At 58.1% G+C, this 26,258-nt stretch carries 27 protein-coding genes and 1 tRNA gene; 15 read left to right on the plus strand and 13 right to left on the minus strand.

The annotated features are described in order from the left end of the window. Positions 1–13: 13 nt before the first annotated feature. A tRNA-Ser gene (locus tag ACLH1I_RS21765) sits at positions 14–101 on the minus strand. 268 nt (positions 102–369) lie between these two features. Between ACLH1I_RS21765 and ghrA the strand changes: the two genes are divergently transcribed. The 6 genes from ghrA to ACLH1I_RS21795 all read left to right on the plus strand — a co-directional run bounded on the left by ghrA (position 370) and on the right by ACLH1I_RS21795 (position 4,637). Next, positions 370–1,308 (plus strand): glyoxylate/hydroxypyruvate reductase GhrA, encoded by a 939-nt coding sequence (gene ghrA, locus ACLH1I_RS21770; RefSeq protein WP_004204524.1) that lies wholly within the window; start codon positions 370–372, stop codon positions 1,306–1,308. 88 nt (positions 1,309–1,396) lie between these two features. Continuing rightward, positions 1,397–2,134: a phosphatase gene (locus ACLH1I_RS21775; RefSeq protein WP_004204525.1), complete on the plus strand. Its 738-nt coding sequence runs from the start codon at positions 1,397–1,399 to the stop codon at positions 2,132–2,134. A gap of 22 nt (positions 2,135–2,156) precedes the next feature. After that, positions 2,157–2,711: a molecular chaperone gene (locus tag ACLH1I_RS21780; RefSeq protein WP_048323651.1), complete on the plus strand. Its 555-nt coding sequence runs from the start codon at positions 2,157–2,159 to the stop codon at positions 2,709–2,711. Between the two features lie 103 nt (positions 2,712–2,814). Then, positions 2,815–3,297: a DUF1097 domain-containing protein gene (locus tag ACLH1I_RS21785; protein WP_032455818.1), complete on the plus strand. Its 483-nt coding sequence runs from the start codon at positions 2,815–2,817 to the stop codon at positions 3,295–3,297. A 152-nt stretch (positions 3,298–3,449) separates the two neighbouring features. Further along, positions 3,450–3,977 carry an O-acetyl-ADP-ribose deacetylase gene (ymdB, locus tag ACLH1I_RS21790; RefSeq protein WP_023317904.1) on the plus strand — a complete coding sequence of 176 codons (528 nt, stop codon included), beginning with the start codon at positions 3,450–3,452 and terminating at the stop codon, positions 3,975–3,977. Between the two features lie 66 nt (positions 3,978–4,043). Next, entirely contained in the window at positions 4,044–4,637 is a 594-nt protein-coding gene (locus tag ACLH1I_RS21795; RefSeq protein ID WP_048323653.1) for a TetR/AcrR family transcriptional regulator, read from the plus strand. Between the two features lie 34 nt (positions 4,638–4,671). On the opposite strand, the gene mdoC is transcribed toward ACLH1I_RS21795, so the two are convergent. Then, positions 4,672–5,832, minus strand: a complete 1,161-nt coding sequence (gene mdoC, locus ACLH1I_RS21800; protein WP_004204532.1) for a glucans biosynthesis protein MdoC — start codon at positions 5,830–5,832, stop codon at positions 4,672–4,674. A 251-nt stretch (positions 5,833–6,083) separates the two neighbouring features. Between mdoC and mdoG the strand changes: the two genes are divergently transcribed. From mdoG to ACLH1I_RS21815, 3 genes are all read left to right on the plus strand, one after another. After that, positions 6,084–7,637: a glucans biosynthesis protein MdoG gene (mdoG, locus tag ACLH1I_RS21805; RefSeq protein ID WP_004140751.1), complete on the plus strand. Its 1,554-nt coding sequence runs from the start codon at positions 6,084–6,086 to the stop codon at positions 7,635–7,637. Continuing rightward, positions 7,630–10,158: a glucans biosynthesis glucosyltransferase MdoH gene (mdoH, locus tag ACLH1I_RS21810; RefSeq protein ID WP_004204533.1), complete on the plus strand. Its 2,529-nt coding sequence runs from the start codon at positions 7,630–7,632 to the stop codon at positions 10,156–10,158. The genes mdoG and mdoH overlap by 8 nt, the downstream gene beginning before the upstream one ends. Positions 10,159–10,224: 66 nt before the next feature. Continuing rightward, the gene (locus tag ACLH1I_RS21815; RefSeq protein ID WP_004204534.1) at positions 10,225–10,452 is read left to right on the plus strand and encodes a YceK/YidQ family lipoprotein; all 228 of its coding nucleotides are present in this window, start codon (positions 10,225–10,227) and stop codon (positions 10,450–10,452) included. On the opposite strand, the gene ACLH1I_RS21820 is transcribed toward ACLH1I_RS21815, so the two are convergent. The 3 genes from ACLH1I_RS21820 to ACLH1I_RS21830 all read right to left on the minus strand — a co-directional run bounded on the left by ACLH1I_RS21820 (position 10,453) and on the right by ACLH1I_RS21830 (position 13,261). After that, positions 10,453–10,839 carry a MysB family protein gene (locus ACLH1I_RS21820; RefSeq protein ID WP_002898981.1) on the minus strand — a complete coding sequence of 129 codons (387 nt, stop codon included), beginning with the start codon at positions 10,837–10,839 and terminating at the stop codon, positions 10,453–10,455. Positions 10,840–10,930: 91 nt separating this feature from the next. Beyond that, entirely contained in the window at positions 10,931–12,169 is a 1,239-nt protein-coding gene (gene mdtG, locus ACLH1I_RS21825) for a multidrug efflux MFS transporter MdtG (RefSeq protein WP_004204535.1), read from the minus strand. Between the two features lie 171 nt (positions 12,170–12,340). Beyond that, positions 12,341–13,261 carry a Kdo(2)-lipid IV(A) acyltransferase gene (locus tag ACLH1I_RS21830; protein ID WP_023317908.1) on the minus strand — a complete coding sequence of 307 codons (921 nt, stop codon included), beginning with the start codon at positions 13,259–13,261 and terminating at the stop codon, positions 12,341–12,343. A 205-nt stretch (positions 13,262–13,466) separates the two neighbouring features. On the opposite strand from ACLH1I_RS21830, the gene ACLH1I_RS21835 reads away from it, so the two are divergent. Then, positions 13,467–14,531 carry a rhodanese-related sulfurtransferase gene (locus ACLH1I_RS21835; RefSeq protein WP_023317909.1) on the plus strand — a complete coding sequence of 355 codons (1,065 nt, stop codon included), beginning with the start codon at positions 13,467–13,469 and terminating at the stop codon, positions 14,529–14,531. Here ACLH1I_RS21835 and ACLH1I_RS21840 read toward each other — a convergent pair. The 7 genes from ACLH1I_RS21840 to mdtH all read right to left on the minus strand — a co-directional run bounded on the left by ACLH1I_RS21840 (position 14,517) and on the right by mdtH (position 19,883). After that, a complete protein-coding gene (locus tag ACLH1I_RS21840; RefSeq protein ID WP_004204539.1) occupies positions 14,517–14,630 on the minus strand; it encodes a DUF2770 family protein in 114 nt (37 codons plus the stop codon). The genes ACLH1I_RS21835 and ACLH1I_RS21840 overlap by 15 nt on opposite strands. A 72-nt stretch (positions 14,631–14,702) precedes the next feature. After that, positions 14,703–15,821 (minus strand): N-methyl-L-tryptophan oxidase, encoded by a 1,119-nt coding sequence (gene solA, locus ACLH1I_RS21845; RefSeq protein WP_128335623.1) that lies wholly within the window; start codon positions 15,819–15,821, stop codon positions 14,703–14,705. Between the two features lie 125 nt (positions 15,822–15,946). Then, on the minus strand, positions 15,947–16,201 hold the full coding sequence (gene bssS / locus ACLH1I_RS21850; protein ID WP_002898992.1) for a biofilm formation regulator BssS: 255 nt from the start codon (positions 16,199–16,201) through the stop codon (positions 15,947–15,949). A gap of 303 nt (positions 16,202–16,504) precedes the next feature. Next, positions 16,505–16,756 carry a DNA damage-inducible protein I gene (gene dinI, locus ACLH1I_RS21855; RefSeq protein WP_002898994.1) on the minus strand — a complete coding sequence of 84 codons (252 nt, stop codon included), beginning with the start codon at positions 16,754–16,756 and terminating at the stop codon, positions 16,505–16,507. Positions 16,757–16,828: 72 nt separating this feature from the next. Further along, entirely contained in the window at positions 16,829–17,875 is a 1,047-nt protein-coding gene (gene pyrC / locus ACLH1I_RS21860; RefSeq protein ID WP_198080080.1) for a dihydroorotase, read from the minus strand. Positions 17,876–18,000: 125 nt separating this feature from the next. Further along, the gene (locus tag ACLH1I_RS21865) at positions 18,001–18,561 is read right to left on the minus strand and encodes a lipoprotein (protein ID WP_004204546.1); all 561 of its coding nucleotides are present in this window, start codon (positions 18,559–18,561) and stop codon (positions 18,001–18,003) included. Between the two features lie 113 nt (positions 18,562–18,674). Continuing rightward, complete coding sequence (gene mdtH / locus ACLH1I_RS21870) at positions 18,675–19,883, minus strand: multidrug efflux MFS transporter MdtH (RefSeq protein ID WP_023289127.1); 1,209 nt, start codon at positions 19,881–19,883, stop codon at positions 18,675–18,677. A gap of 228 nt (positions 19,884–20,111) precedes the next feature. Between mdtH and rimJ the strand changes: the two genes are divergently transcribed. From rimJ to murJ, 4 genes are all read left to right on the plus strand, one after another. Next, positions 20,112–20,696: a ribosomal protein S5-alanine N-acetyltransferase gene (gene rimJ, locus ACLH1I_RS21875; protein WP_198080081.1), complete on the plus strand. Its 585-nt coding sequence runs from the start codon at positions 20,112–20,114 to the stop codon at positions 20,694–20,696. Positions 20,697–20,705: 9 nt separating this feature from the next. Further along, positions 20,706–21,359 (plus strand): YceH family protein, encoded by a 654-nt coding sequence (locus ACLH1I_RS21880; protein ID WP_060656428.1) that lies wholly within the window; start codon positions 20,706–20,708, stop codon positions 21,357–21,359. Positions 21,360–21,373: 14 nt separating this feature from the next. Further along, entirely contained in the window at positions 21,374–22,285 is a 912-nt protein-coding gene (locus ACLH1I_RS21885; protein ID WP_074404010.1) for a Gfo/Idh/MocA family protein, read from the plus strand. Between the two features lie 111 nt (positions 22,286–22,396). Then, positions 22,397–23,932 carry a murein biosynthesis integral membrane protein MurJ gene (murJ, locus tag ACLH1I_RS21890; protein ID WP_004204551.1) on the plus strand — a complete coding sequence of 512 codons (1,536 nt, stop codon included), beginning with the start codon at positions 22,397–22,399 and terminating at the stop codon, positions 23,930–23,932. A 53-nt stretch (positions 23,933–23,985) separates the two neighbouring features. Here the strand turns inward: murJ and ACLH1I_RS21895 are convergent, their stop codons facing one another. Beyond that, a complete protein-coding gene (locus ACLH1I_RS21895) occupies positions 23,986–25,200 on the minus strand; it encodes an MFS transporter (RefSeq protein ID WP_198080083.1) in 1,215 nt (404 codons plus the stop codon). A 16-nt stretch (positions 25,201–25,216) separates the two neighbouring features. Here ACLH1I_RS21895 and ACLH1I_RS21900 point away from each other — a divergent pair, with 16 nt between their 5' ends. After that, positions 25,217–26,245 (plus strand): LysR family transcriptional regulator, encoded by a 1,029-nt coding sequence (locus ACLH1I_RS21900; RefSeq protein WP_072140423.1) that lies wholly within the window; start codon positions 25,217–25,219, stop codon positions 26,243–26,245. Positions 26,246–26,258: the final 13 nt, after the last annotated feature.

A 26,258-nucleotide genomic window follows, 5' to 3' on the forward strand; every position in this document is an offset into this window, starting at 1 on the left:
TCTTCTTAAAATATGGCGGTGAGGGGGGGATTCGAACCCCCGATACGTTGCCGTATACACACTTTCCAGGCGTGCTCCTTCAGCCACTCGGACACCTCACCATATTGTCTTTCCCGTTGTTGTCGGGAACGGGCGCTAATGTAGGGAAATACGTATCGCCCGTCAATCAACTTTTTGCAAAATCAGCGCGTTTAGACAAACTTCGAACAACTTGCTCCTTAAACGTGCGAAATCCGTTTTTTTTGTCGCCACTCCCTTTTCACTTTGCGGCAAGGGGAAATTTGTTATGCTGGCAAACCAATAGAAAACAATGAGTAAAATAAGACGCCAGCGTCAATCGGCCAAAGGCGTCTGCTATCAGGAGCCACTATGGAGATTATTTTTTACCATCCGACCTTTGATACCCAATACTGGATCCGAGAGCTGGAAAAGCAGTTACCCGGCGCGCGAGTACGCGAGTGGAAAGCGGGCGATAACCAGCCGGCGGACTATGCCCTGGTCTGGCATCCACCGGTAGAGATGCTGCAAGGCAGGGCGCTGAAGGCCGTGTTCGCCCTTGGGGCGGGGGTGGATTCGATCCTTAGTAAGCTGCGCGATCATCCGGATATGTTGCCCTTGTCGATCCCGCTGTTTCGTCTCGAAGATACCGGTATGGGACGGCAGATGCAGGAGTATGCCGTGAGCCAGGTGCTCCACTGGTTCCGCCGGTTCGATGACTATCAGGCGTTGAAGTTGGCTTCCCGCTGGCAGCCGCTGCCCGAGTACCGCGCCGACGAATTCACCATCGGGATTATGGGCGCCGGCGTGCTGGGGGCGAAGGTTGCGGAAAGCCTGCAACCCTGGGGATTCCCGCTTCGCGTCTGGAGCCGTAGCCGTAAATCCTGGCCGCAGGTACAGAGCTTTGCCGGCCAGGCCGAGCTGGGTGGATTCCTGCAGGGGACCCGCGTCCTGATCAACCTGCTGCCGAATACCGCCGAAACCGTCGGTATTATCAACCAGACGCTTTTGGCGCAGCTGCCTGATGAGAGTTATCTCCTCAACCTTGCCCGCGGCGTGCATGTCGTAGAAGAGGAGCTGCTGGCGGCGCTGAACAACGGTAAGCTCAAAGGCGCGATGCTCGATGTCTTCAGTCGCGAACCGCTGCCGCAGGAGAGTCCGCTATGGGCGCACCCGCGGGTGGCTATGACTCCCCACGTGGCGGCAGTCACCCGCCCGATGGAGGCAATTGCCTATATCGCCGGGACCATTAGCCGGCTGGAGCGAGGGGAATCGGTTAGCGGTCAGGTCGATCGTCAGCGCGGTTATTAAGATAAGCGAACCCCGCCACGGCGGGGTTTTTGCTAATCAATAGCCCGGTTTCCTGCTATTCTTGCGGCAAACAGAAGAGGAGAATGTGATGTATCCCGTTGACCTGCACATGCATACCGTCGCCAGCACCCACGCCTACAGCACCCTGCACGATTATATTGCGGAAGCAAAGCGTAAAGGGATCAAACTCTTCGCCATCACCGACCATGGCCCGGATATGGCGGATGCCCCGCATTACTGGCACTTCGTTAATATGCGCATCTGGCCCCGCCTGGTAGACGGGGTGGGGATCCTGCGCGGTATTGAGTCGAATATTAAAAATATCGAAGGTGAGATCGACTGCTCCGGGCCGATGTTGACGTCGCTCGATTTGATCATCGCCGGATTCCACGAGCCGGTGTTTCCGCCTCAGGATAGCGCCACCCATACGCAGGCGATGATTGCCGCGATGGCCAGCGGTAAAGTGCATATGATTAGCCATCCCGGTAATCCGAAATTCCCGGTGGATATCCCGGCCATTGCCGAAGCGGCGGCCCGTTACCAGGTGGCGCTGGAGATCAATAACTCCTCTTTCGTTTCATCGCGCGTGGGCAGTGAAGATAACTGCCGTGCTATCGCCGCCGCGGTGCGCGACGCCGGAGGGTGGGTGGCGCTGGGCTCGGACTCTCATACGGCGTTTACCCTCGGAGAGTTTACCGAGTGCCGCAAGATCCTCGATGCTGTCGATTTCCCGGAGGAGAGGATCCTCAACGTTTCTCCGCGTCGCCTGCTCGACTTCCTCGAGTCGCGTGGTATGCCGGCGATCCCGGAATTTGCTGACCTTTAATTTGTATAACTGGAATAACTGAATGAACGAGTTTTCAATCCTCTGCCGCGTGCTGGGTTCGCTGTATTTCCGTCAACCGCAGGACCCGCTGCTGGTGCCGTTGTTTAGCCTGATCCGCGAGGGCAAACTGGCCGCCAACTGGCCGCTGGAGCAGGACGAGCTGCTGGCGCGTCTGCAGAAAAGCTGTGAAATGCAGTCCCTGGCGACGGACTATAATGCGCTGTTCGTCGGTGAAGCCTGCAGCGTTCCGCCGTACCGTAGCGCGTGGGTGGAGGGTTCCTCTGAAGCGGAGGTCCGGGCTTTTCTGAGCAATCACGGCATCCCGACAGGAGAAGGTCCGGCGGATCATCTCGGATCGCTGCTGCTGGCCGCCTCCTGGCTGGAGGATCATGCCACAGAAGCGCAGAGCGAGACGCTGGAGCTCCTGTTTGCCGACTATATCCTGCCGTGGTGCGGGACGATGCTGGGGAAAGTCGAAGCGCATGCGCACACACTGTTCTGGCGCACCATGGCGCCGTTAACCCGCGACGCCATCGCCGCGATGTGGGACGAGCTTCAGGAAGAAGATGAGCAATAAAATGTGATTTAAGTCACTATTATAATGCAACTGAAATCAAGTTCATTCATTTAGTGTGTTTTAGATCGCATTCTTTCGGTGCGTATCTGCTAGGATACGCGCCATGAACATACTCTTCGCAATCGCATTAACGACGGGCATTCTCTCCGGGATTTGGGGATGGGTGGCCGTCGCCCTCGGCCTGCTGAGCTGGGCCGGTTTCCTCGGCTGTACGGCCTATTTCGCCTGCCCGCAGGGCGGTCTGAAAGGTCTGGCCATCTCCTCCTGCACGGTAATGAGCGGCGTGGTCTGGGCGTTGGTGATTATCCACGGTAGCGCGCTGGCCCCACAGCTGCAGATCCTCAGCTATATGATGACCGGCGTCGTGGCCTTTCTGATGTGCATCCAGGCGCGACAGACGCTGCTGTCGTTTGTCCCCGGCACCTTTATCGGCGCCTGCGCGACCTTCGCGGCAGATGGCGACTGGCGTCTGGTGATCCCTTCCCTGGCGCTGGGCCTGGTCTTTGGCTATGCCATGAAGAATAGTGGCCTGTGGCTGGCGGCCCGTGCGGAAAAGCAAAAATCGTTCGCCAACGACAACGCCTGAACGGCGGGACGATGATATCAACAGGACCCTCAGGGTCCTGTTTTTTTTACCATCTTGTCGCCGGCGCTGCGGGATAATCTTGCTCCCGGGGGCGGGTATGCCCTAGTATCGGCAGAAAGCCGTACCCACGCGCTATGCCGACAGGAGGAGAAATGGCTGTTCAACCTGAAGTAATTCTCGGCGATATTACGACGCTTGATGTCGATGTGATTGTGAATGCGGCAAACCCCTCGCTGTTGGGCGGCGGCGGGGTGGATGGCGCGATCCACCGGGCGGCCGGTCCCGCGTTGCTGGCGGCCTGCAAGCAGGTGTTGCAGCAGCAGGGCGAATGTCCCCCAGGTCATGCGGTGATCACGATAGCGGGCGATCTTCCCGCCAGCGCGGTGATCCATACCGTGGGTCCGGTCTGGCACGGCGGCGACCGCATGGAGGCGCAAACCCTGGCCGATGCCTACAAAAACAGCCTGCAGCTGGCGGCGGCAAACAACTATCGCTCCATTGCGTTTCCGGCGATCAGCACCGGCGTGTATGGCTATCCGAAAGAGGAAGCGGCGGCGATCGCCGTGCGCACCGTGACCGCGTTTCTCACCCGCTATAACCCGCTTGAACGGGTCCTGTTCGTCTGTTTCGACGAGGAAACGGCAGCTATCTATCGTCGCCTGCTGGCGGCATGCCCCTGATTCAGCAGAATAGGCTATGATAACCGCCGATATTGACAGGAATGATGGATAGCAGGAGGGAGCAGGGTGTCAGAAGGAAAAGTACAGCAGAAGCAGCAGGCGCGCCGCGCGGAGATCGTTGCCGCTGCGCAAAGATGTTTCGCGGCGAAGGGATTGCATGGCGCCTCTGTCGCGGATATCGCCCGCGAGGCGGGTCTGAGCGTCGGTCAGCTGTATCGCATTTTTGCCAGCAAGGAAGCGATCATCGAAGCAATTGTCAGCGAAATCGTCAACGCTAGAGTCGGCGAGATGATCGATGAGAACCACAATCTGGCGCGAAAAGCGGCGGTGCTGGCGGGCAGGATCCCGACTTCGGCAGCCACCAGAAGCGACAATTATCTGTTGATGGAAATTAACGCCGAAGCCTCGCGCAACCCACGCTTGCGCGAGATCCTGGTGCAGGCCGACCGGCGGTTGAAAGAGGAGGGCGGGCGTTTGTCGCAGCGTTATCATCCCGGGCTCAGCGATGCGCGACGCAATGCCGCTTCAGAGCTCATCGCCGTTCTGACGGAGGGGGCAGCCTACCGCTGTGAGCTGAGCGCATCCACCCCGGTCGATAAAGCGGATTTAGAAGCCCTGTATAACATGATCTTCGACCGGCTGTTTGAGGAGCAAGCGTAGCGCGGCACGCCAGGCGTGCCGCAAAAGCTAAAGGTTAACTGGCCGAGGCCGGGGTTTTGGCCGGTTTGTTCATCGGTTTACCGGAGAACAGGAAACGCAGCAGCGGAATACGCAGGTGAATTTCATACAGGATCAGGGCAATACCCACCACAAAAACCAACCCGCCAATAAAGCCTAAGGTATTCGACTTGATGGCCGGGGTGATCCACGCCCCGTACAACAGCGTCAGCGGATGGTGCACCAGGTAAATAAACAGCGAAGCATTGACGAAATAGGTCACCCGCGCCGACTGGAAGTTCAGCAGGCGATGGCCGAGCGAAAAGACCACATTGACCATCCACAGCCCCAGCACCATGGTGATCACCGATTCCGTTTCATACATCCAGCCGTCGCCGGAGCCGTACTGCTGGTTCAGCCGATAGGCGATAAATCCCAGCAGCGCTGCCGCGCAGCACCATGGCGACGGCGTGGTGAACATCGCCTTTAAGCGCGGATTAATAAAGGTCTGCGCCCCCAGCACAAAGAAGGGCAGATAGAACAGCGTCTGCATGACCACAAAGTTAAACAGACCATTGCTTAGCAGGGGCGGATAGATCACGAACAATGACCGACGGATCAGCGCGTAAAGCACCCCTAGCGCAAGGAAAATCATCGTCAGCTGGCCCATAGTGACAGTGTCACCGAAAGCGTGAGCACCTCCTGCCGGGCGGCGCGTCAGCCATTTGAACAGCACCACGCCCAGCGAAGTCAGCACCACCAGGACCAGCAAAAACCACAGGTGGGAAATGAGCTCCCACGCCAGGGTGTTGAATTTGTCGTACCCGGAAAGGGTGTGCCAGTTTTCCGCCTTGCCGTTGACGTACTGCAGCATAATAAACTGAGGCAGCGTCAGCAGCGGGATGGCGGTCAGCATCGGAATGCCGACCCGTTCGACGCGCACTTTCCACCACTTTTTCAGCGGGTAGCGCAGGAACAGCATATAGGAAAAATAGCCGGAGATGACGAAGAAGACCTGCATGCGGAAGGCATGAATGAAATCATTAAACAGCGTCAGCCACCACGAGGGCTCAGCGCTGTTGACATGCCAGCTGTGGCTGGAATAAATCAGCGAAATGTGAAAAGGGATCCCCAGCAGCATCAGCCAGGCGCGGATGCTGTCGAAAAAATATTCACGCTGTACCGGAGTATTATTCATACGATTCACGACAATCTCAGATAATTCGTCTTATCACTCAAGATGATAACGCTTACATTATCAGCAACCCTACATGAACTCGGGGTACCTGTCTCCAGGATAAGCACGCAAAGTGCAAACGGGACTGCGAACTGTTTATTCCCTGCGCCGCTACGCTGAACAAAGCAGGGATTATGTTGTCGGATTGCCTGAGTTTCCATTAAAATAGATCGGATCGATTTAAGCACACAAAGGGGGAAGTGCTTACTTATATGAAACATAAACCACAGATGATGAAAATGCGTTGGTTAAGCGCAGCCGTAATGTTGTCCCTGTGTACTTCATCTGCATGGGCATTTAGCATTGATGACGTTGCAAAAGAGGCCAAAACGTTAGCCGGGAAAGGCTATGAAGCGCCAAAGAGTAACCTGCCCTCCGCTTTCCGCGATATGAAATACGCGGACTACCAGCAAATTCAGTTTAATCACGATAAAGCTTACTGGAATAACCAGAAAACCCCATTCAAGCTTGAATTTTACCATCAGGGTATGTACTTCGACACGCCGGTCACCATCAATGAAGTGACGGCCACCAGCGTGCGTAAAATTAAATATAGCCCGGACTATTTTAACTTTGGTAACGTTCAGCACGATAAAGACACGGTGAAAGACCTTGGTTTCGCCGGCTTCAAAGTACTGTATCCGATCAACAGCAAAGATAAGAACGATGAAATCGTCAGCATGCTCGGTGCCAGCTACTTCCGCGTGCTGGGTCAGGGTCAGGTATACGGTCTGTCCGCGCGCGGTCTGGCTATCGATACCGCGCTGCCTTCCGGCGAAGAGTTCCCGCGTTTTCGTGAGTTCTGGATCGAGCGACCAAAAGCCACCGACAAGCGTCTGACTATCTATGCGCTGCTGGATTCGCCGCGGGCAACCGGCGCCTATCGCTTTGTGATCATGCCGGGACGCGACACCGTGGTGGATGTCCAGTCCAAAGTTTACCTGCGTGACAAAGTGGGCAAACTGGGCGTGGCGCCGCTGACCAGCATGTTCCTGTTCGGTTCCAACCAGCCTTCTCCGGCGCTCAACTATCGTCCGGCGCTGCACGACTCCAATGGTCTGTCGATCCTGGCGGGCAACGGCGAGTGGATCTGGCGTCCGCTGAACAACCCGAAACACCTGGCCGTTAGCAGCTATGCGATGGAAAACCCGCAAGGGTTCGGCCTGCTGCAGCGCGGCCGTCAGTTCTCGCGCTTCGAGGACCTTGACGATCGTTATGACCTGCGCCCGAGCGCCTGGATCACCCCGAAAGGGGAGTGGGGCAAAGGGAAAATCGAACTGGTCGAAATCCCGACCAACGATGAAACCAACGATAACATCGTGACTTACTGGACGCCGGATCAGCTGCCGGAGCCGGGCAAGGAGATGAACTTCAAGTACACCATCACCTTCAGCCGCGATGAAGACAAGCTGCATGCGCCGGATAACGCGTACGTTATGCAGACCCGCCGCTCTACCGGCGACGTGAAGCAGTCGAACCTGATCCGCCAGCCGGACGGCACCATTGCTTTCATTGTCGACTTTACCGGCGCCGATATGAAAAAACTGCCAGCGGATACCCCGGTCGCCGCCCAGGCGAGCACCGGCGATAACGCTGAAATCGTTGAAAATACCGTGCGTTACAATCCGGTGACCAAAGGCTGGCGTATGATCCTGCGTTTGAAGGTGAAAGATCCGAAGAAAACGACGGAAATGCGCGCCGCACTGGTTAACGGTGATGACACGTTGAGCGAAACCTGGAGCTATCAGCTGCCTGCCAATGAATAAGATAACGAAGTACATTGACGCATTGCCGCTGTCGGACGCCGAGAAATCGGCGCTGCCGGACACCAGCCTGCAGGCCGTTCATCAGGCCCTGGATGACGAACATCAGACCTTCGCCCGCGAAGACGACTCCCCGCTGGGGTCGGTAAAGGCGCGGCTGGCGCACAGCTGGCCGGATTCGCTGTCTGGCGATCAGCTGGTGAAGGATGATGAAGGCCGCACCCAGCTGCATGCGATGCCGAAAGCCAAGCGCTCCTCGATGATCCCGGACCCGTGGCGTACCAACCCGGTTGGCCGCTTCTGGGACCGCCTGCGCGGACGCGATGTCACGCCGCGCTATCTCTCCCGCCTGACGCAAGAAGAGCGCGAGAGCGAGCAAAAATGGCGTACCGTCGGCACTATTCGTCGCTACATCCTGCTGCTGCTGACGCTGTCGCAGACCGTGGTGGCTACCTGGTACATGAAAACCATTCTGCCTTATCAGGGCTGGGCGCTGATCAACCCGGCCGACATGGTGGGGCAGAACCTGTGGATCTCTTTCATGCAGCTGCTGCCGTACGTGTTGCAGAGCGGCATTCTGATCCTCTTCGCGGTGCTGTTCTGCTGGGTTTCCGCTGGCTTCTGGACCGCGTTAATGGGCTTCCTGCAGCTGTTGATCGGTCGCGATAAGTACAGTATTTCCGCCTCGACGGTCGGTGACGAACCGTTGAACCCGGCGCACCGGACAGCGCTTATTATGCCGATCTGTAACGAAGACGTTGACCGCGTGTTCGCCGGGCTGCGGGCGACCTGGGAGTCGGTGAAAGCCACCGGCAACGCCGCCCATTTCGACGTCTATATCCTCAGCGACAGCTATAACCCCGATATCTGTGTTGCTGAGCAAAAGGCGTGGATGGAGCTGATTGCCGAAGTGCAGGGCGAAGGGCAGATCTTCTACCGTCGTCGTCGTCGTCGCGTGAAGCGTAAGAGCGGCAACATCGATGATTTCTGCCGCCGCTGGGGCAGCCAGTATAGCTACATGGTGGTGCTTGACGCGGACTCGGTAATGACCGGAGAGTGTCTGAGCAGCCTGGTGCGTCTGATGGAAGCGAACCCGAACGCCGGGATCATCCAGTCATCCCCACGCGCCTCGGGCATGGACACGCTGTATGCGCGTTGCCAGCAGTTTGCCACCCGGGTGTATGGTCCGCTGTTTACGGCGGGTCTGCACTTCTGGCAGCTGGGGGAGTCCCACTACTGGGGACATAACGCCATTATCCGCGTGAAGCCGTTCATTGAGCACTGCGCGCTGGCGCCGCTGCCGGGCGAGGGCAACTTTGCCGGGTCGATTCTGTCGCACGACTTCGTTGAAGCCGCGCTGATGCGCCGCGCCGGCTGGGGCGTGTGGATTGCCTACGATCTGCCGGGCTCTTATGAAGAGCTGCCGCCGAACCTGCTGGACGAGCTGAAACGCGACCGCCGCTGGTGCCAGGGCAACCTGATGAACTTCCGCCTGTTCCTCGTGAGAGGGATGCACCCGGTCCACCGAGCGGTATTCCTTACCGGCGTGATGTCCTACCTGTCAGCGCCGCTGTGGTTTATGTTCCTTGCCCTGTCGACAGCGTTGCAGGTGGTGCATGCCCTGACCGAGCCGCAGTACTTCCTGCAGCCTCGTCAGCTGTTCCCGGTGTGGCCGCAGTGGCGTCCGGAGCTGGCTATTGCGCTGTTCGCCTCGACCATGGTGCTGCTGTTCCTGCCGAAGCTGCTGAGTATAATCCTGGTGTGGTGTAAGGGGCCGAAGGAGTACGGTGGATTTATCCGCGTGACGCTTTCCCTGCTGCTGGAGGTTCTGTTCTCGGTCCTGCTGGCGCCGGTTCGCATGCTGTTCCACACCGTCTTCGTGGTCAGCGCCTTCCTCGGCTGGGAAGTGGTGTGGAATTCGCCGCAGCGTGATGATGACTCCACGCCGTGGGGAGAAGCCTTTATGCGTCACGGCTCGCAGCTGCTGCTGGGGCTGGTATGGGCGGTCGGAATGGCATGGCTGGATCTGCGCTTCCTGTTCTGGCTGGCGCCGATTGTCGTATCGCTGATTCTGTCGCCGTTCGTGTCGGCTATCTCCAGCCGGGCGACCGTGGGCCTGCGCACCAAGCGCTGGAAGCTGTTCCTGATTCCGGAAGAGTATTCGCCGCCGCAGGTGCTCAAGGATACCGATGCGTACCTGACGCTGAACCGTCAGCGTTCGCTGGACGATGGCTTTATGCACGCGGTGTTTAACCCGTCGTTTAACGCCCTTGCCACCGCGATGGCCACCGCGCGGCACCGTCAGGGTCATATCCTGGAGATCGCCCGCGAGCGTCATGTCGAGCAGGCGCTGAATGAAACGCCGGATAAGCTGAACCGCGATCGTCGACTGGTGCTGTTGAGCGACCCGGTAACCATGTCGCGTCTGCACTATCGCGTATGGGCCGCGCCGGAGAAATACTCCTCGTGGGTGAACGCCTATCAGCAGCTGGCGCTTAACCCGCTGGCGCTGAAAACGAAATAAGCCGTACGTTAATGAAAATACCGGCAGCGATGCCGGTATTTTTTTATCTGAAAGACGAGGTTGTGGATGCGAATACTACCGATCATTGCCATGGCGCTGCTGCTCAGCGGCTGCGGCAGCATTATCAGCCGGACGGTGCCCGGGCAGGGGCATGGCAATCAATATTACCCGGGCGTGCAGTGGGACGTTCGCGATTCAGGATGGCGCTATCTCACCATTCTGGACCTGCCGTTCTCGCTGGTATTCGATACGCTTCTGCTGCCGCTGGACGCCAGCCACGGGCCCTATAACTGATTAACGCTCGTCCCACTCGTCGGCCGCCGTCTGTCCCTCTTCGGTGTCCAGAGAGGGCTCGAGCTGGAATTCACCTTCATCCCACTCATGAAGCGTATTTTCCTCCAGCCACTCCTGACGGAGCTCTATCTCATCATAATCCCCATCGAAGACGCTCTGCGCGGCTTCGCCGCTAAGCATCGGTAAGCATTCGCCTTGTTCCTCTTCGTCAGCAAAAAATTCGGCCTGCCAGGCGATATCGCCATCCTGCAGCACATACTTTTGAATATTGAGCTGCTCAACGTTAGCGCTCTCTTCATCGCTGTCAGGGTTGTTGGCGAGAAATTCTTCACGTGCTGCATCAATAGCTTCTTCGAGCGTGGCATAGAACATCGAATCCTTTGGCATAGCGAATCTCCTGAGAAGAATATGAATTGAACACGATTCAATCTATAGAAGGCGCTTGGCAAGGCGTCAAGGGGCTGAGCCCCTCTGGACGTTAATTTACTGAATGGCGGTCGGGCTGCGAGGCGTCCGCGGCTGGTCGGCGCAGGCTAAGGGTCGAATAGATCGCGTTAAACAATACCACTCCTGCGGTGACAAGGAAGACGGCGCGAAAGCCGTAGTTGGCGGAAACCGAGGCGCCGATCAGGGGGCCGGTGACGTTGCCAATATCACGAAATGACTGGTTATAGCTGAAGATCCGCCCGGAGATCTGGCTGGTGGAGTTATACACCAGCAGGGTTTGCACTGCCGGCAGCAGCGCGCCGTCCGCGGCGCCGAGCAGGAACCGCAAGATACCTAACTGCAGCGGGGTCTGGACGAACGCCATCGGGATCAGCAACAGCACCGAGATAATCAGCGCCACGATGAGGATTTTTTCCGGTCCGATACGATCCCCCAGTTTGCCCAGACGGGGGGCGCTCATCAGGGCGGCAATGCCCGGCACTGAGGCGATCATCCCGCTGATAAAGGCGATATTGCTCACATTACCCGCCAGATCGCGCACGTAAAGCGTCAGGATCGGCGCAATGGAGCCGGTGGCGACCTGGATGATCAGCGAGGTGACAAACAGACTGAGCACCAGTTTCGGATTCTGCAGAGAGGAGAATACCGCCTTCGCGCTGAGCATCTCTTTTTTAGCAATTGGGACAAAATTTTCACGGATTAAAAACAGGGTAAACAGAAAGCAGATAAACAGCACTGCGGCGGTCATAAAGAAGACGGTACGCAGGCCCCAGTGGTCTGCCAGGAAACCACCCGCCAGCGGGCCGAGCAGGGCGCCGCTTACCGCGCCGGTTGACAGCGTGCCCAGCGCCCAGCCGCTTTTATGACGTGGGATCTGGGTGGCGATCAGGGCGTTGGCGTTGGGAATAAAGCCGCCCAGCAGGCCGAGTAGCGCGCGCAGCAGCAGAAACTGCCAGATATTCTGCGCCATCCCCATCAACATCATGACGATGGCCATCCCGAGGGCTGAACGCAGCAGCATGATTTTACGTCCCTTGCGGTCAGCAAGTCCGCCCCAGAACGGCGAGGCGATGGCGGAGAAGAGAAAGGTAATGCTAAAGACCAGCCCGGACCACATGTTCAGGGCGCTATGGCCGGTGACGCCGAGTTGTTCGACATAGAGCGGTAGAAAGGGCATGACCAGGCTGAAGGCAGCGCCGGTTAAAAAGCAGCCAAGCCAGGTGACGGTCAGGTTTCGTTTCCAGTTAATGGGGGTATCAGCAGACGACATAGGGTTCCACTGGCCTGCGCAGCAGGTCAAATTAAGAGAAAATATGAGCCTGCTAATTATGCGCCTGGGAAATAAATGCCGCAATGGAGGAGAGCTTTTAAAGCTAAAGCAGAGCGTAAAGCCTGAGCGGTGGGGATTCCCGGCCGGGAGGCGCGCGGCCGGGAAAGGGGATCAGTAGCGGGAGGGCGTCCCCTCGGGGCGGGTTTTAAAGCGGCGATGGAGCCACATATATTGTTCCGGGGCCATCATAATGCACTGCTCTACGATCTTGTTCATCCACGCGGCGGTGGTTTCCGCGTCGTCCAGCGGCGGGGAGCACTCTGGCGGCAGGATAATCAGTTCATAACCTTTACCGTCCGGTTTACGGCGTGGAACAAAGGGCACGATGCAGGCTTTGGACATTTTCGCCAGCATCCAGGTGCCGGAGGTGGTCGCCGCCTGGTCAACGGCAAACAGTGGGGCGAAGACGCTGGCGGTCGGGCCGTAATCATGATCCGGCGCGTACCACACCACCTCGCCTTTTTTCAGCGCGCGGATCATACCTTTCAGATCCTTGCGGTCGATCATGTCCTTGTTGGAGCGCAGCCGGCCCCAGGTCTGCAGCCAGTCGATGACCGGGTTATCGTTGGGACGATAGACGCCAATCCCCGGCTCGTTCATGCCGAACATTCGCGCGCCCATTTCCAGTGTCAGGAAATGAATGCCGATCAGCAGAATGCCGCGCTGCTGCGCCTGCACATCGCGAATATGCTCAAAGCCGATGGTGTCGGTCCAGCGGGCGATTCGGCGAACTGGCCAGAACCAGGCCATACCGGTCTCCATCAGCCCCATGCCAACCGATTCGAAGTTCATCACCACCATCCGGTGACGTTCCTGCTCGCTTTTCTCGGGGAAGCAGAGCTCAAGGTTGCGATAGGCGATCTTCGCCCGGCGCTTCATAAAGCGCATGGCCAGGCGGCCGATGGCGTTCCCGATGCGGTAGATCAGCGGGTAGGGCAGTTGGACAACCAGCCACAGCAGGCCGATACCCAGCCACAGCAGCCAATAGCGCGGATGCAGCAGCGCCGGAGAAAATTTAGGCAAATGAGTCATTTCATACCCGTATCAGTAAGCAACATCTTATATTATCGCATTTTTTTACCGGCCAGCCAAAGGCGGCGACAGCCACATTGTTTTGTTAAGTGGGGGGCGACCGGGTGAGAAAAATGTAGCGTAAAATGTAGGGATGTAAATTAATAAGCTTTGCTATATCATGCCCGCCGTTTATTTCCTCATTTCTATGTCGAGCAGGTACACCATGCCAGTGTTACACAACCGCATTTCAAATGAGACGTTAAAGGCGCAAATGCTGGCTGAAACCGAGCCGCGCACGACGATCTCGTTCTATAAATATTTCACCATTGTCGATCCGCAGGCGACCCGCGATGCGCTGTGGGTTGCCTTAACCCAGCTGAAAGTCTTTGGCCGCATCTATCTGGCCCGGGAAGGGATCAACGCGCAAATCAGCGTGCCGCAAAGCAACGTTGAAGCCCTGCGTGAGTTTCTCTATGGCTTCGATCCGGCGCTGGCGGGGCTGCGTTTCAATATCGCTCTCGAGGACGACGGTAAGTCGTTCTGGGTACTACGCCTGAAAGTGCGTGACCGCATCGTTGCCGACGGCATCGACGATCCCTCCTTCGACGCCTCCAACGTCGGAGACTATCTCAAGGCGGCTGAGGTCAATGCGATGCTTGACGATCCGGATGCCGTGTTTATCGATATGCGCAACCACTATGAATATGAGGTGGGCCATTTCGAAAACGCGCTGGAGATCCCGGCGGATACCTTCCGCGACCAGTTGCCGAAAGCCGTGGAAATGATGCAGGACCATAAAGACAAGAAAATTGTCATGTATTGCACCGGCGGTATTCGCTGTGAAAAAGCCAGCGCCTGGATGAAGCATAACGGCTTCAATAAGGTCTGGCACATCGAGGGTGGCATCATCGAGTACGCCCGCCGCGCCCGTGAGCAGGGGCTGCCTGTGCGTTTCATTGGCAAAAACTTTGTCTTTGATGAACGGATGGGCGAGCGGATCTCCAATGACGTTATCGCGCACTGTCATCAGTGCGGCGCGCCGTGCGACACCCATACCAACTGCCTGAACGATGGTTGCCATCTGCTGTTTATCCAGTGCCCGAGCTGCGCCGAGAAGTTTGCCGGCTGCTGTAGCGAAGCCTGCATGGAAGAGCATAAGCTACCGGAAGAGGAGCAGCGTAAGCTGCGCGCCGGGCGTGAAAACGGCAATAAAATCTTTAATAAATCTCGTGGTCGGCTGAACACCAAACTCGGGATCCTCGATCCTGAGCCATCAGAAAAACCATAACCAGACGAGATCGATGATCGCCAGCAGCAGCCAAAGCGCCAGGTAGATCATAAAGTGCTCGCGGACGTTATTGACCAGCAAATTAAACAGGCGACGCATAATCGCTCTCAATGACTAACGGCCTCGACAGAGGCCGTTTTTTTTGCCCGACGGCAAAAGTGCCGCATTCCATTACGCGTTAAATCGCGCCAGCGAGAAGGGCGCCAGGTTGAAGCTCGATGCTTCGCCCTGAGCAAACTGACTGGCAATTTCCCCCAGCACCGGGGCAAACTTAAAGCCATGCCCGCTCAGACCGGTGATTAGCAACGTGTCTGGTCTGCCGGGTAACGTATCGATAATAAAATCTTCATCGACGGTATTGTCATAAGTACAGGAGGCGCCGTGCAGGCAGCCGCCGATCCCTGGCAGGACGTTGCGCAAAAAAGGAAACGATTCGGAGCCATCGCTGGCGACAGCGCCAAATGCCACTCGCTCCTGCGGCATGGAGATCGGTTGACCGCCGTTATGCTTGCCAATCTTCAGCTCGTTATCTTCTGCCGGGAAACCGTAGTATTGATCGCCGTTGGGCAACTCGCCGGTGAAGGCCGGAAAGTGATTCTTGCTGCTGTAACGGCCATCGGCCTGGTACCAGGCAAACACCTTACGTACCGGCTGGATGGGGAGGTCCGGGAGCAGGCGGGTGACCCAGGTCCCGGCGCTGATCAGCAGCTTTTTACCATGATATTCACCGTCGAGAGTATCGATGGTGATCCCGTCAGCATGGTGATGAATAGCCGAGACCGGACAGTTGAATAGCTGCGCGCAGCCTGCTTCCCGCGCCAGACGGATCCAGGTTTCGACGGCCAGCTCGCTGCGCAGTACGCCGGAAGCGGGTTCGAAAATCGCCCGATAGTCCTCGGGGAGGCGTATCTCTGGCCAGCGCTGCATTACGGCCTGGGCATCCAGCTCTTCCACCTCAAGCTTGAACGCACGGGCGCTGGCGGCGACGTTGGCGAGAAAAGCGGAGCTGGCGGGGCCGAGGTTAATGACGCCGGTGCGTTCAAACACGGCTTCGCCACTGATCTCTGCCAGTTCATCCCATAGCTGCTGGGCACGCAGCACCAGCGGAACATATTTCTCACCTTCGCCATAGGCGTGACGGATAAGACGGCTGCTGCCGTGATGGCTGCCTTCCTGGTGGGGAGGTTGATGGGCGTCGGTCATCAGAACATTGAGTCCGGCACGGCGCGCATAATAGCCAGCGGCGGCGCCGACGGAGCCGCTGCCAATAATGATAAGATCGTATTGCATGGTGAGTTCCGGGTAATTGCCTTGTTAGCAGGGTAATTAACTCCCTGTGCTTATACAAGCCCGAAAATAATTCAGGCACCCGCAGGTGCCTGTTAAGTTTAATGTTAAGTCATTCGCAAGCCGCGTTAATGTCGGCGGTACTCGTTTTCCTGGTATTCGCCAGATTCAATCTTCGCAATGCCTGCTTCCAGGATTGAAATAAACTGACGTGCGACGTCCGTCGTTAGCCATAGCGTCTGGCCGATCTCAGCATCATTACTGTTTTCTTGAGTGGGGTTCTGGTAGTGCAGGCGCAACATCAGCGCATCGTAGCTATCAACGGTGCTGATGTCCCATCCAACGAGGGGATGGGTCTGAATGACTTCATTATTTTTTTCCATCATAACCCCTTATTCATATGTTAAAAGACAACAATTCTCGAGGTTTAATGCATATTTTTTGAAGCAAGTTAATTATATCAGGGATCAAGAATAAACTCGAGAAATTAAATGAAAGGCAGCATGATTTTCTTCTTTTGCCGCTTTTTTATTCAAGATAAGCGCGTAAAATGGCCACTTTAGTCGATATTGAGCAGAATAATCAGGACTATTCTGAACAGAAGAGGGGCTAAAAAAAGCCGGGGCGACCCGGCAAAAAAAAGCACAATGAGGGAGCAAACCAGAGTAACTGGATCCCGCCATGCTTCAGGAGAGATCGTGGACAAACCAGTCGTCCGCGCTTTCCCATGTTTCCTGCAGGATTTCGCTTATCCGGTCTTTGTCTTCTTTCAGGGCGCCAAACACCGAGAGCTGATTGCCGGTGGCGTAGCGGACGCTCACCTGGCTGTCGATGGCCGGGAATTGCTCGGCGATACGGCGAGAGAGTTCGTTATTCAGCGCTTCCAGCGCGCCGTTGGGTAAGGCGGTAGTTTTGGCGATAGACACTTCAATGCGCATAATTGCCCCCTGCGTTCGATACTGGTTATTTATACAGTATCCGGTTGGCGTTGACAACAGGGGGCTACGTTTTTATTTCTTCACGGTCCAGCGAACGGTTTCACCTGCCAGGAAGGGCACCAGGGTGTCATTAGGCAGGGAAATGCTGTCCACAACGGTCGTCTCTTCACACACCAGTTCAACGTAGCTCTCATTGACCGGCAGACCGTAGAAGCGCGGGCCATTCAGCGAGCAGAAAGCCTCAAAGTGCTGCAGAGCGTTCATTTCTTCAAACACCGTGGCGTAGCTGCCGAGGGCGGTCGGGGCGTTGAAGCAGCCGGCGCAGCCGCAGCTGGCCTCCTTACGGTGGCGGGCATGCGGTGCGGAGTCGGTGCCGAGGAAGGCGCGGCTGAAGCCGCTGGCGACCAGCTCCCGCAGAGCCTGCTGATGAATATTGCGTTTAAGTACCGGCAGGCAGTATAAGTGAGGACGAATACCGCCGACCAGCATATGGTTACGGTTGAACATCAGATGCTGCGGGGTGATAGTGGCCGCCAGCAGTTCATTGCCGTCACGCACATACTCGGCGGCATCTTTGGTGGTGATATGCTCAAAGACCACCTTCAGTCCGGGCAGGCGCTGGCGCAGCGGCTCCATCACGGTTTCAATAAAGCGCGCTTCGCGATCGAATATATCAATCTCGGCGTGGGTGACTTCCCCATGTACCAGTAGCGGCATCCCCAGTTTTTCCATCCGCTCCAGCACCGGCATAATGGCGTCGGTGCTGGTGACGCCGTGGCTGGAGTTGGTGGTGGCGTTGGCCGGGTAGAGCTTGGCGGCGGTGAATACGCCTTCGTTAAAGCCGCGCTCCAGCTCCGCCGGGTCGAGGGAGTCTGTCAGATAGCAGGTCATCAGCGGGGTAAAATCATGCCCGGCCGGGACGGCGTCCATAATGCGCTGGCGATAGGCGATAGCCGCCGCGACGGTGGTGACAGGCGGCACCAGATTCGGCATCACGATCGCCCGGCCATAAAACTCACTGGTATAAGGCACGACGGTTTTCAGCATATCGTCATCACGTAGATGGATATGCCAGTCGTCTGGGCGGCGGATTTTCAATACCTGGGATTGTGCTGTCATGGAAGGCTCCGGCTAATAGGTTCAGTCATCAGGGCTGTTTTTTGCCGGGCACTAAGGATAAGCGTAAACGTTTTCCTTTGCACTCATTTCCGTAAAAAATTGAGGGCGCCGCGGCGCCCTGGAGATTAATTGGTAAAGGGGATGACAATCTCGCCCGGCTTCACCTCGATGCCTTTGGCGTATTTCTTCGCCAGCGCTTCACCGGTGCTGGCGTCCTCACGCAGGACATAGGCCGGCTGCTGGCTGAAGTAACTGCGCAGCGACTGATTCAGGTAGGGGAGCAGGGCCTGAATGACCGACTGCAGCTTCTCGGGCGCCACTTTGGCATCCACCACCTCCATTTCCTGCAGGAAGATGGCGCCTTTCTCTCTGTCAAAGGTTGGCAGCGCTTTGAGCTTCAGATCGATCGTCGCTTTCTGCGTGCCGAACAGGGAGTTCAGGTCAACGTTAGCGATCCCGGTCAGCGTGACTTTGCCCGGCTCCTCGCGTCCGATGGCGCTGGTGAGGTTCTGCAGTTCGATATGGGCGTCGGCAACGCCTTTCAGACCAATATCTTTGGCAAAATGGTTTCGCTTCTGCAGGGCCTGGTTAATCTCCTGCTCGCTTACCGTGTATTGGGTCAGCTGATTACAGCCGCTCAGCAGGCCGCTGACAATCAGCGCGGCGGCGATCAAAATCTTTTTCATGGGGTTCCTCTGGCTCATACCTTCATTCATCCTGACACAAAGCATCATGACCTGTCAGCATCCTCGATACCAGCAGAATAGGCTGAAAGCAGGAGAAACCGCCGCCGCGCGCATCAGGTCCGCGGCTCCAGCATGCCGGAGGCAGAGCGTTTCGGACTAAACTGCCACCACAGCGCCAGAAAGGTGATAACCCCGATGGCCCCGAGCATCAGCCACGGCAGCTCGGGCTGACCGGCGGCTTTACCAGCATCAAACAGCCAGCCGCCGCCTGCATATCCCAGCGCGCCGCCAAAGGCGAGCCCCAGGCGGCTGAAGCCCATATAGCTGCCGCGCGCCCGGGCGTCCGCCAGCGAGGCGCCCAGCGTCTCCCGGGCAGGTTCAGCAATGATGGAACCGATGTAAAACAGGCAGATCAGGGTAAACAGCTGCTGCAAACTGCTGGTCATGCCGATGGGGAGCATGGCCAGGGTCATCACCAGCAGACCGGCCATCAGCCGGTGCTCAAGGCGAAAACGTTTTTCGCTCCAGCGGGCAATGGGATAGAGCAGGGTCAGCGAAATGGTGGCTTCGATGGCGTACATCCACTTTACGGCGGCCGGCGAGCCGGCGATGTCATTCACCATGATCGGCAGCATCAGCATCACCTGAACCGCCAGCATGTAATAGCCCGTCAGAGTCAGGACATAGGTGACGAAGCGCTTGTCCCGCAGCACCCGGCCCAGCCCCTCGCGGATCGGCGTTTTTACCGTCGAGAGCTTCCACGCCGGCAGATACCAGGCGTTAAACGCCGCGCAGGCGATAAACAGCGCGGCGCCGGCGCTGCACACCAGGCGGAAATCATACTGCAGCAGCCAGCTGCCCAGCAGCGCGCCAATCACCGCGCCGGCGCTATCCTGCATCATCAGGATGGAGAAAAAGCGGCCGCGCTGATGCGGGCGCACCAGCTTAACCACCAGCGCCGCCCGCGGCGGGTCGAACAGCGTGCCGCCGAGCCCGGAAAGTATGCATGAGAACCACAGCACCCACGGCTCATGGGCGACGGCCATCGCCGCGAAGCCGCCGGCGCGCATCAGCATACCGGTGACGATCATCGGTTTGGCGCCAAAGCGGTCGGCGATGGCGCCGCCAAAGATACCTAATCCCTGCTGCACGAGCTGGCGCAGGCCGAGCGCGATGCCGACCATCAGCGCCGCCCAGCCCATCTGATCGACAAAGCGGATGGAAATCAGCGGGAAGACGACAAAAAAGCCCAGCACGACCAGCATGTTATCGACTAACAGGAAATATTTACCCAGGCTCCTTGCCTGCGAGACGCGGGACATTTCCCCTCCAGGGAAAAATAGAGATAAGCGTGGATATTCTGCGGGCAATCTGCTGCTTTTCCCAGCGCCCTTGCGACAATATTTTTTTATCAAAATGCAAGTTTGATTGAGGCTATTCATCGAAAAGAGGAGATGGCGCAGAAAATGGTATGTTGCTGTTTTCACACCGTCGCGCAGGACAGGTATAGTGAAGGCAGCAAGAATGAAGTCAGGGGGACTGAAAAGGAAATGTTTGGCTATCGCAGTAACGTGCCGAAGGTGCGTTTGACGACGGACCGGCTGGTGGTGCGCCTGGTTCACGATCGTGACGCCTGGCGTCTGGCCGATTATTACGCCGAGAATAAGGCGTTCTTAAAACCCTGGGAGCCGGTTCGTGACGACAGCCACTGCTATCCTTCCGGATGGCAGGTGCGTCTGTCGATGATCGCCGAGTTTCATAAGCAGGGGTCTGCTTTTTATTTCGCGCTACTCGATCCGGAGGAAAAGGAGATCGTCGGCGTGGCGAATTTTTCCAACGTGGTGCGCGGGTCATTCCATGCCTGTTATCTCGGCTACTCTATTGGCGAGAAGTGGCAGGGGCAGGGACTGATGTTTGAAGCGCTGACGTCGGCGATTCGCTATATGCAGCGTACGCAGCATATTCATCGCATTATGGCCAACTATATGCCGCATAATCAGCGCAGCGGCGCGCTGCTGGCGCGGTTGGGGTTTGAAAAAGAGGGTTACGCCAAAGATTACCTGCTGATTGACGGGCAGTGGCGTGACCATGTATTGACGGCGCTAACGACGCCGGACTGGTCAGCGGGACGTTAAGGAGAGAGGATGAAATATCAGTTAACCGCGCACGAAGCGCGCGTCATTGGCTGTCTGCTGGAAAAGCAGGTCACCACGCCCGAGCAGTATCCGCTGTCGGTGAACGCCGTAGTGACCGCCTGCAATCAGAAAACCAACCGCGAGCCGGTGATGTCGCTGAGCGAAGGCGAAGTCCAGGCTCTGCTGGATACCCTGGTGAAACGCCATTATCTGCGTACGGTCAGTGGCTTCGGCAATCGGGTAACCAAGTATGAGCAGCGCTTTTGCAACTCCGAATTTGGCGATCTGAAGCTCAGCGCCGGCGAGGTGGCGGTGGTGACGACGCTGCTGCTGCGCGGCGCCCAGACGCCGGGTGAATTACGCAGTCGGGCGCAGCGGATGCATGAGTTCAGCGATATGACGGAAGTGGAAAGCGTGCTGGAAGGGCTGGCGACCCGCGAAGATGGTCCCTTTGTCGCCCGTCTGCCCCGGGAGCCGGGGAAACGGGAAAGCCGCTATATGCATCTGTTTTGCGACGACATGGACACACTGATCACGACAGTGGAAGCACTCTCGCCGCTGGAAGAGGAAGACGATCTGCGTGCCAGGGTTGAAGCGCTGGAAGGCGAGGTGGCGGAGCTGAAAGCGCGCCTCGATTCGCTGTTACACCATCTGGGGGACTAAACGTGGGGACAAGATTGCGCATTGGGGTGGTTGGCCTGGGCGGTATTGCGCAGAAAGCGTGGCTGCCGGTTCTGGGGGCGGCGGAAAGCTGGACGCTGCAGGCGGCCTGGTCGCCGGGAAAAGAGAAGGCGCTGCGGGTTTGCGAAACCTGGCGGATGCCATACGCTGAATCGCTGGATGCCCTGGCGGCGCAGTGCGATGCGGTCTTTGTTCATACGTCGACGGCTTCACATTATGAAGTGGTGAATCATTTGCTGAATGCCGGGGTTCATGTTTGCGTAGATAAACCGCTGGCGGACAAGCTGAGTGAGGCGGAGACGCTGGTCGAGCTGGCGGCGCGGCGTCGTCTGACGTTGATGGTCGGTTTCAATCGCCGCTTCGCACCGCTCTATCGGGAGCTAAAGGGGCGGCTGGGCGAGGCGGCCTCGCTGCGGATGGATAAGCACCGCAGCGATAGCGTGGGCAACGATCTGCGCTTTACCCTGCTTGATGACTATCTGCACGTGGTGGATACCGCGCTATGGCTGGCCGACGGTCAGGCGCGTCTGCGCGGTGGCGCGCTACAGATCACTCCGCAGGGCGAGATGCTGTATGCCGAACACCAGTTCAGTTCGCCCCGGCTGCAGGTCACCACCAGCATGCACCGCCGCGCAGGCAGCCAGCGTGAGTGGGTGCAGGCGGTTACGGATGGCGGGCTATATGCTGTCAGCGAGATGCGCGAATGGCAGGAGGAGTGCGGTCACGGCGTGGTCCAGCGCCCGGTCGCCAGCTGGCAAACCACCCTGGAGCAGCGCGGCTTTGTCGGCTGCGCGCGCCATTTTATCGAATGCGTGCAAAATCAGACGGTTCCTGAAACCGCAGGCGAACAGGCGCTGCTGGCTCAGCGGGTGATCGACAAACTTTGGCGCGACGCCATCAGCGAATAATCCGTTGTAACAACTGACAGTAGTAATTCATGTTGAACCCGGTAGACTATCGCCACTTTCCAGCGCCCGCATTTGCGGGCGTTTTACTCCAGGGTTTGGAATAACAGCGTAATGAACCTTTTAAAATCACTGGCGGCCGTCAGTTCGATGACCATGTTTTCGCGCGTGCTGGGCTTTGCCCGCGATGCGATTGTGGCGCGCATTTTTGGCGCCGGGATGGCGACCGACGCCTTTTTCGTCGCCTTTAAACTGCCTAATCTGCTGCGGCGTATTTTTGCCGAAGGCGCCTTCTCTCAGGCGTTTGTACCGATCCTTGCCGAATATAAAAGCAAGCAGGGCGAAGATGCCACCCGGGTGTTTGTCTCGTATGTCTCCGGATTGCTGACCCTGGCCCTGGCGATCGTCACCGTTATCGGGATGCTGGCGGCGCCGTGGGTGATCACCATCACCGCCCCCGGGTTTGCTGATACCGCCGATAAATTTGCGCTGACTACCCAATTGCTGCGCATTACCTTCCCCTATATTTTGCTGATCTCCCTCGCCTCGCTGGTGGGGGCGATCCTTAATACCTGGAACCGCTTCTCGGTGCCGGCCTTTGCGCCGACGTTCCTCAACGTCAGCATGATTGGCTTTGCGCTGTTTGCCGCGCCGTACTTTCATCCGCCGGTGCTGGCCCTGGCCTGGGCGGTCACGGTCGGCGGCGTGCTACAGCTGGCCTACCAGCTGCCGCACCTGAAGAAAATTGGCATGCTGGTCCTGCCGCGCATCAATCTGAAAGATGCCGGCGCGATGCGGGTGGTGAAGCAGATGGGGCCGGCGATCCTTGGCGTGTCGGTAAGCCAGATCTCCCTTATTATCAATACTATCTTCGCTTCGTTTCTCGTGTCGGGATCGGTGTCTTGGATGTACTACGCCGACCGTCTGATGGAGTTTCCGTCCGGTGTCCTGGGAGTGGCGCTCGGCACTATCCTGCTGCCATCGCTGTCAAAAAGCTTCGCCAGCGGTAATCATGACGAGTATTGCCGGCTGATGGACTGGGGGCTGCGTCTCTGCTTCCTGCTGGCGCTGCCGAGCGCGGTGGCGCTGGGGATCCTCGCCAAACCGCTGACCGTGGCCCTGTTCCAGTACGGCAAATTTAGCGCTTTTGATGCGGCAATGACCCAGCGCGCGCTGGTGGCCTATTCCGTGGGACTAATGGGGCTTATCGTGGTGAAGGTGCTGGCGCCGGGCTTCTATTCCCGCCAGGACATCAAGACCCCGGTCAAGATTGCCATTGTCACCCTGATTATGACCCAGGTGATGAACCTGGCGTTTATCGGCCCGCTGAAGCATGCGGGTCTGTCGCTGTCCATTGGCCTGGCGGCCTGCCTGAACGCCGCGCTGCTTTACTGGCAGTTGCGTAAACAGAAGATCTTTACCCCGCAACCGGGCTGGCTGGCCTTCCTGCTGCGTCTGATTGCTGCGGTGCTGGTTATGGCTGCGGCGCTGCTGGGCGTCATGCATATCATGCCGGAGTGGTCGCTGGGGACGATGCCGTTCCGTCTGATGCGCCTGCTGGTGGTGGTTGTCGCCGGGGTGGTGGCCTATTTCGCCACACTGCTGCTGTTGGGCTTCCGCGTGAAAGAGTTTGCCCGACGTACAGCCTAAGCGGTTGTGCGGGAATGGATGAACCCGCTTCGCCTCAGGCGAAGCGGGTTTTTTTATGATGCGCGGCGTTCGGCAGCGACGATACGGGCATTCTCCAGCAGGCGGATTGCCAGGGCGATCGCCCCGCTGACCACCGCCAGGGTAACCACCCCGTTCCAGCCGGCCAGCACGTACAGCTTGCTGCCCAGCACCGACCCCAGCGACATCCCGATGAAGACCACGGTAAACAGCAGGGCGTTAAGGCGGCCGCGGGCCTGCGGCTCGAGGCCATACACCAGGTTCTGATGCGCCACCAGGCTTGACTGCAGGCCAAGGTCGAAGCCAATCGCCGACAGGGCAATCAGCGCCAGCTGGCCATGCAGTGGCAGCAGCGGCAGTATAAACATCAGGGCGAAGGAGACGGTGACCAGCGCCGCCCCCATTTGAGTCACTTTACCGGCACCAAATTTATCGGCCAGTCCGCCGGCCAGCGGCGCGGCCAGCGCCCCGGCAGCCCCGGCGATACCAAAGCCGCCCGCTACCGCACTGCCCATGTGATAGTGTTCGGAGAGCATCACCGCCAGCGTCGACCAGAAGGCGCTGAAGGCGACAGAGAGCGCCCCCTGAGCCAGCGCAGCGCGGCGTAGCGCCGGGTAGCGCTGCCACAAATGCGCCATTGAGGCCATCAGCTGCGGATAGCTCAGCGTCGAGTGAATGGCGAAGCGCGGCAGCACCCGCCACATCACCAGGCCAATCAGCGCCACGCTGACCGCCGCCGCCTGATACATCACCCGCCAGCCAAACACTGCGCCCACCACGCCGCTGACCGTCCGGGAAAGCAGGATCCCCAGCAGCAGCCCGGTCATCACCGTGCCCACCATTTTGCCCTGCTTGCCCGCCGGGGCGAGGATCGCCACCGCAGGGACGATATCCTGCGCCATGGTCGCCGCCATACCGATCAGCAGACTGACCACCAGCAGTGAGCTGAGCTGGCCGGTGAGGCTGCACAGGAGCAGCAGGAGCGCCAGCAGCGCGCTTTTCACCAAAATCAGCCGGCGGCGATCGTGGCGGTCGCCGAGCGGGAGCAGGAACAGAATGCCGAGCGCATAACCCGCCTGCGTCAGAGTAGGGACCAGACCCATACCTTCTACCGTCAGGTGGAGATTGGCGCCCATCAACGGCAGCAGCGGCTGCGCGTAGTAGATAGAGGCGACGCTAAAGCCGGCGCCGAGCGCGAGAATGAAGATAATCCAGCCTGCGTCGCGGGTGGAAAGGGAAGTCGGTGTCATGATCAATACCTCGTGAATGCGATGGGGCTATTTTTCCCTGAATGCGGCTGGCGCGGTAGCCGGGCTGGTGGTAAAACGGTTATACGTAGCACGTATAGGCAAAAGAAAAATGAAAAGACAGGAGCGTATAGATCGCATTGAGCTGATGCGTACCTATATTCGTATTATAGAGGCAGGGTCGCTCTCCGCCGCGGCGGGGCAGATGGAGACCACCCAGGCGACCGTCAGCCGCCGCCTGCAGTCCCTTGAAGGGCTGCTGGGAGTCAAGCTGATCCTGCGTACCACCCATGCGATGAAGCTCACTGACGATGGCGAACGTTGCTACCGTCACGCCCGCCAGCTGGTGGATGCCTGGCTGGCGCTGGAAGATGACCTGCGTATTGCCGACGATCGGCCGGTGGGGGTGCTGCGGGTGAGGGCGCCGCACGCTTTTGGCCAGCAGCAGCTGCTGGGGCCGCTGGTCGCCTTTCTCCAGCGCCACCCGCAACTGTCGGTGGAGTGGATGCTGAATGATAATACTGTCGACTTTCTCAGCGATAATATCGACTGCGCCATCCGCGTGGGGGCGGAGGTGGATCCGGCCACGGTCTCCGTGCTGCTGGCGGAAGTGCCGCGCTGCGTGGTGGCCTCCCCTGAACTGCTGGCGAAGTACCCGCCGTTAACCTCGCTGGAGGCGTTATCCGGCCTGCCGTGGATCGCCATTAACACCTTTTATCAGCATGAGGTGCGGCTCCGACATCAGGTCAGCGGACAGCTCGTCTCCACGGCGATCACCCCCTGTCTGAGCACCGACAGCCTTTACGTCGCGCGTAACACTGCGCTGGCGGGGCTGGGGGTGGCGATGGTGTCCAGCTGGGCCGTGGCGGAGGATCTTGCTGCCGGAAGGTTGACAGAGCTGTTCCCGCAGTGGCGTCCCGCCTCGCTGCCGGTCCACCTGGTCTATCCCTGGGCGCGCTATTATCCGACGCGGCTGCGTAAATTCCTCGACCTGATGCGGGAGATCATGCCGGACCTCGCCGGCATGCAGCCTCCGCAAAGCGCATAAAAAAACCGGCCAG

The sequence above is a fragment of the Klebsiella sp. 1SOBk10mer genome (assembly GCF_046602535.1).
In the GTDB taxonomy this organism is placed as follows: Bacteria; Pseudomonadota; Gammaproteobacteria; order Enterobacterales; family Enterobacteriaceae; genus Klebsiella; species Klebsiella quasipneumoniae.

What these genes read in the sequence shown, in the direction of transcription:
- ghrA (WP_004204524.1), top strand. Translation starts at nt 370, where the DNA reads ATGGAGATTATTTTTTACCATCCGACCTTTGATACCCAATACTGGATC.
- ACLH1I_RS21775 (WP_004204525.1), top strand. Translation starts at nt 1,397, where the DNA reads ATGTATCCCGTTGACCTGCACATGCATACCGTCGCCAGCACCCACGCC.
- ACLH1I_RS21780 (WP_048323651.1), top strand. Translation starts at nt 2,157, where the DNA reads ATGAACGAGTTTTCAATCCTCTGCCGCGTGCTGGGTTCGCTGTATTTC.
- ACLH1I_RS21785 (WP_032455818.1), top strand. Translation starts at nt 2,815, where the DNA reads ATGAACATACTCTTCGCAATCGCATTAACGACGGGCATTCTCTCCGGG.
- ymdB (WP_023317904.1), top strand. Translation starts at nt 3,450, where the DNA reads ATGGCTGTTCAACCTGAAGTAATTCTCGGCGATATTACGACGCTTGAT.
- mdoC (WP_004204532.1), bottom strand. Translation starts at nt 5,832, where the DNA reads ATGAATAATACTCCGGTACAGCGTGAATATTTTTTCGACAGCATCCGC.
- mdoG (WP_004140751.1), top strand. Translation starts at nt 6,084, where the DNA reads ATGAAACATAAACCACAGATGATGAAAATGCGTTGGTTAAGCGCAGCC.
- mdoH (WP_004204533.1), top strand. Translation starts at nt 7,630, where the DNA reads ATGAATAAGATAACGAAGTACATTGACGCATTGCCGCTGTCGGACGCC.
- ACLH1I_RS21815 (WP_004204534.1), top strand. Translation starts at nt 10,225, where the DNA reads ATGCGAATACTACCGATCATTGCCATGGCGCTGCTGCTCAGCGGCTGC.
- ACLH1I_RS21820 (WP_002898981.1), bottom strand. Translation starts at nt 10,839, where the DNA reads ATGCCAAAGGATTCGATGTTCTATGCCACGCTCGAAGAAGCTATTGAT.
- mdtG (WP_004204535.1), bottom strand. Translation starts at nt 12,169, where the DNA reads ATGTCGTCTGCTGATACCCCCATTAACTGGAAACGAAACCTGACCGTC.
- ACLH1I_RS21830 (WP_023317908.1), bottom strand. Translation starts at nt 13,261, where the DNA reads ATGACTCATTTGCCTAAATTTTCTCCGGCGCTGCTGCATCCGCGCTAT.
- ACLH1I_RS21835 (WP_023317909.1), top strand. Translation starts at nt 13,467, where the DNA reads ATGCCAGTGTTACACAACCGCATTTCAAATGAGACGTTAAAGGCGCAA.
- ACLH1I_RS21840 (WP_004204539.1), bottom strand. Translation starts at nt 14,630, where the DNA reads ATGCGTCGCCTGTTTAATTTGCTGGTCAATAACGTCCGCGAGCACTTT.
- solA (WP_128335623.1), bottom strand. Translation starts at nt 15,821, where the DNA reads ATGCAATACGATCTTATCATTATTGGCAGCGGCTCCGTCGGCGCCGCC.
- bssS (WP_002898992.1), bottom strand. Translation starts at nt 16,201, where the DNA reads ATGGAAAAAAATAATGAAGTCATTCAGACCCATCCCCTCGTTGGATGG.
- dinI (WP_002898994.1), bottom strand. Translation starts at nt 16,756, where the DNA reads ATGCGCATTGAAGTGTCTATCGCCAAAACTACCGCCTTACCCAACGGC.
- pyrC (WP_198080080.1), bottom strand. Translation starts at nt 17,875, where the DNA reads ATGACAGCACAATCCCAGGTATTGAAAATCCGCCGCCCAGACGACTGG.
- ACLH1I_RS21865 (WP_004204546.1), bottom strand. Translation starts at nt 18,561, where the DNA reads ATGAAAAAGATTTTGATCGCCGCCGCGCTGATTGTCAGCGGCCTGCTG.
- mdtH (WP_023289127.1), bottom strand. Translation starts at nt 19,883, where the DNA reads ATGTCCCGCGTCTCGCAGGCAAGGAGCCTGGGTAAATATTTCCTGTTA.
- rimJ (WP_198080081.1), top strand. Translation starts at nt 20,112, where the DNA reads ATGTTTGGCTATCGCAGTAACGTGCCGAAGGTGCGTTTGACGACGGAC.
- ACLH1I_RS21880 (WP_060656428.1), top strand. Translation starts at nt 20,706, where the DNA reads ATGAAATATCAGTTAACCGCGCACGAAGCGCGCGTCATTGGCTGTCTG.
- murJ (WP_004204551.1), top strand. Translation starts at nt 22,397, where the DNA reads ATGAACCTTTTAAAATCACTGGCGGCCGTCAGTTCGATGACCATGTTT.
- ACLH1I_RS21895 (WP_198080083.1), bottom strand. Translation starts at nt 25,200, where the DNA reads ATGACACCGACTTCCCTTTCCACCCGCGACGCAGGCTGGATTATCTTC.
- ACLH1I_RS21900 (WP_072140423.1), top strand. Translation starts at nt 25,217, where the DNA reads ATGCGATGGGGCTATTTTTCCCTGAATGCGGCTGGCGCGGTAGCCGGG.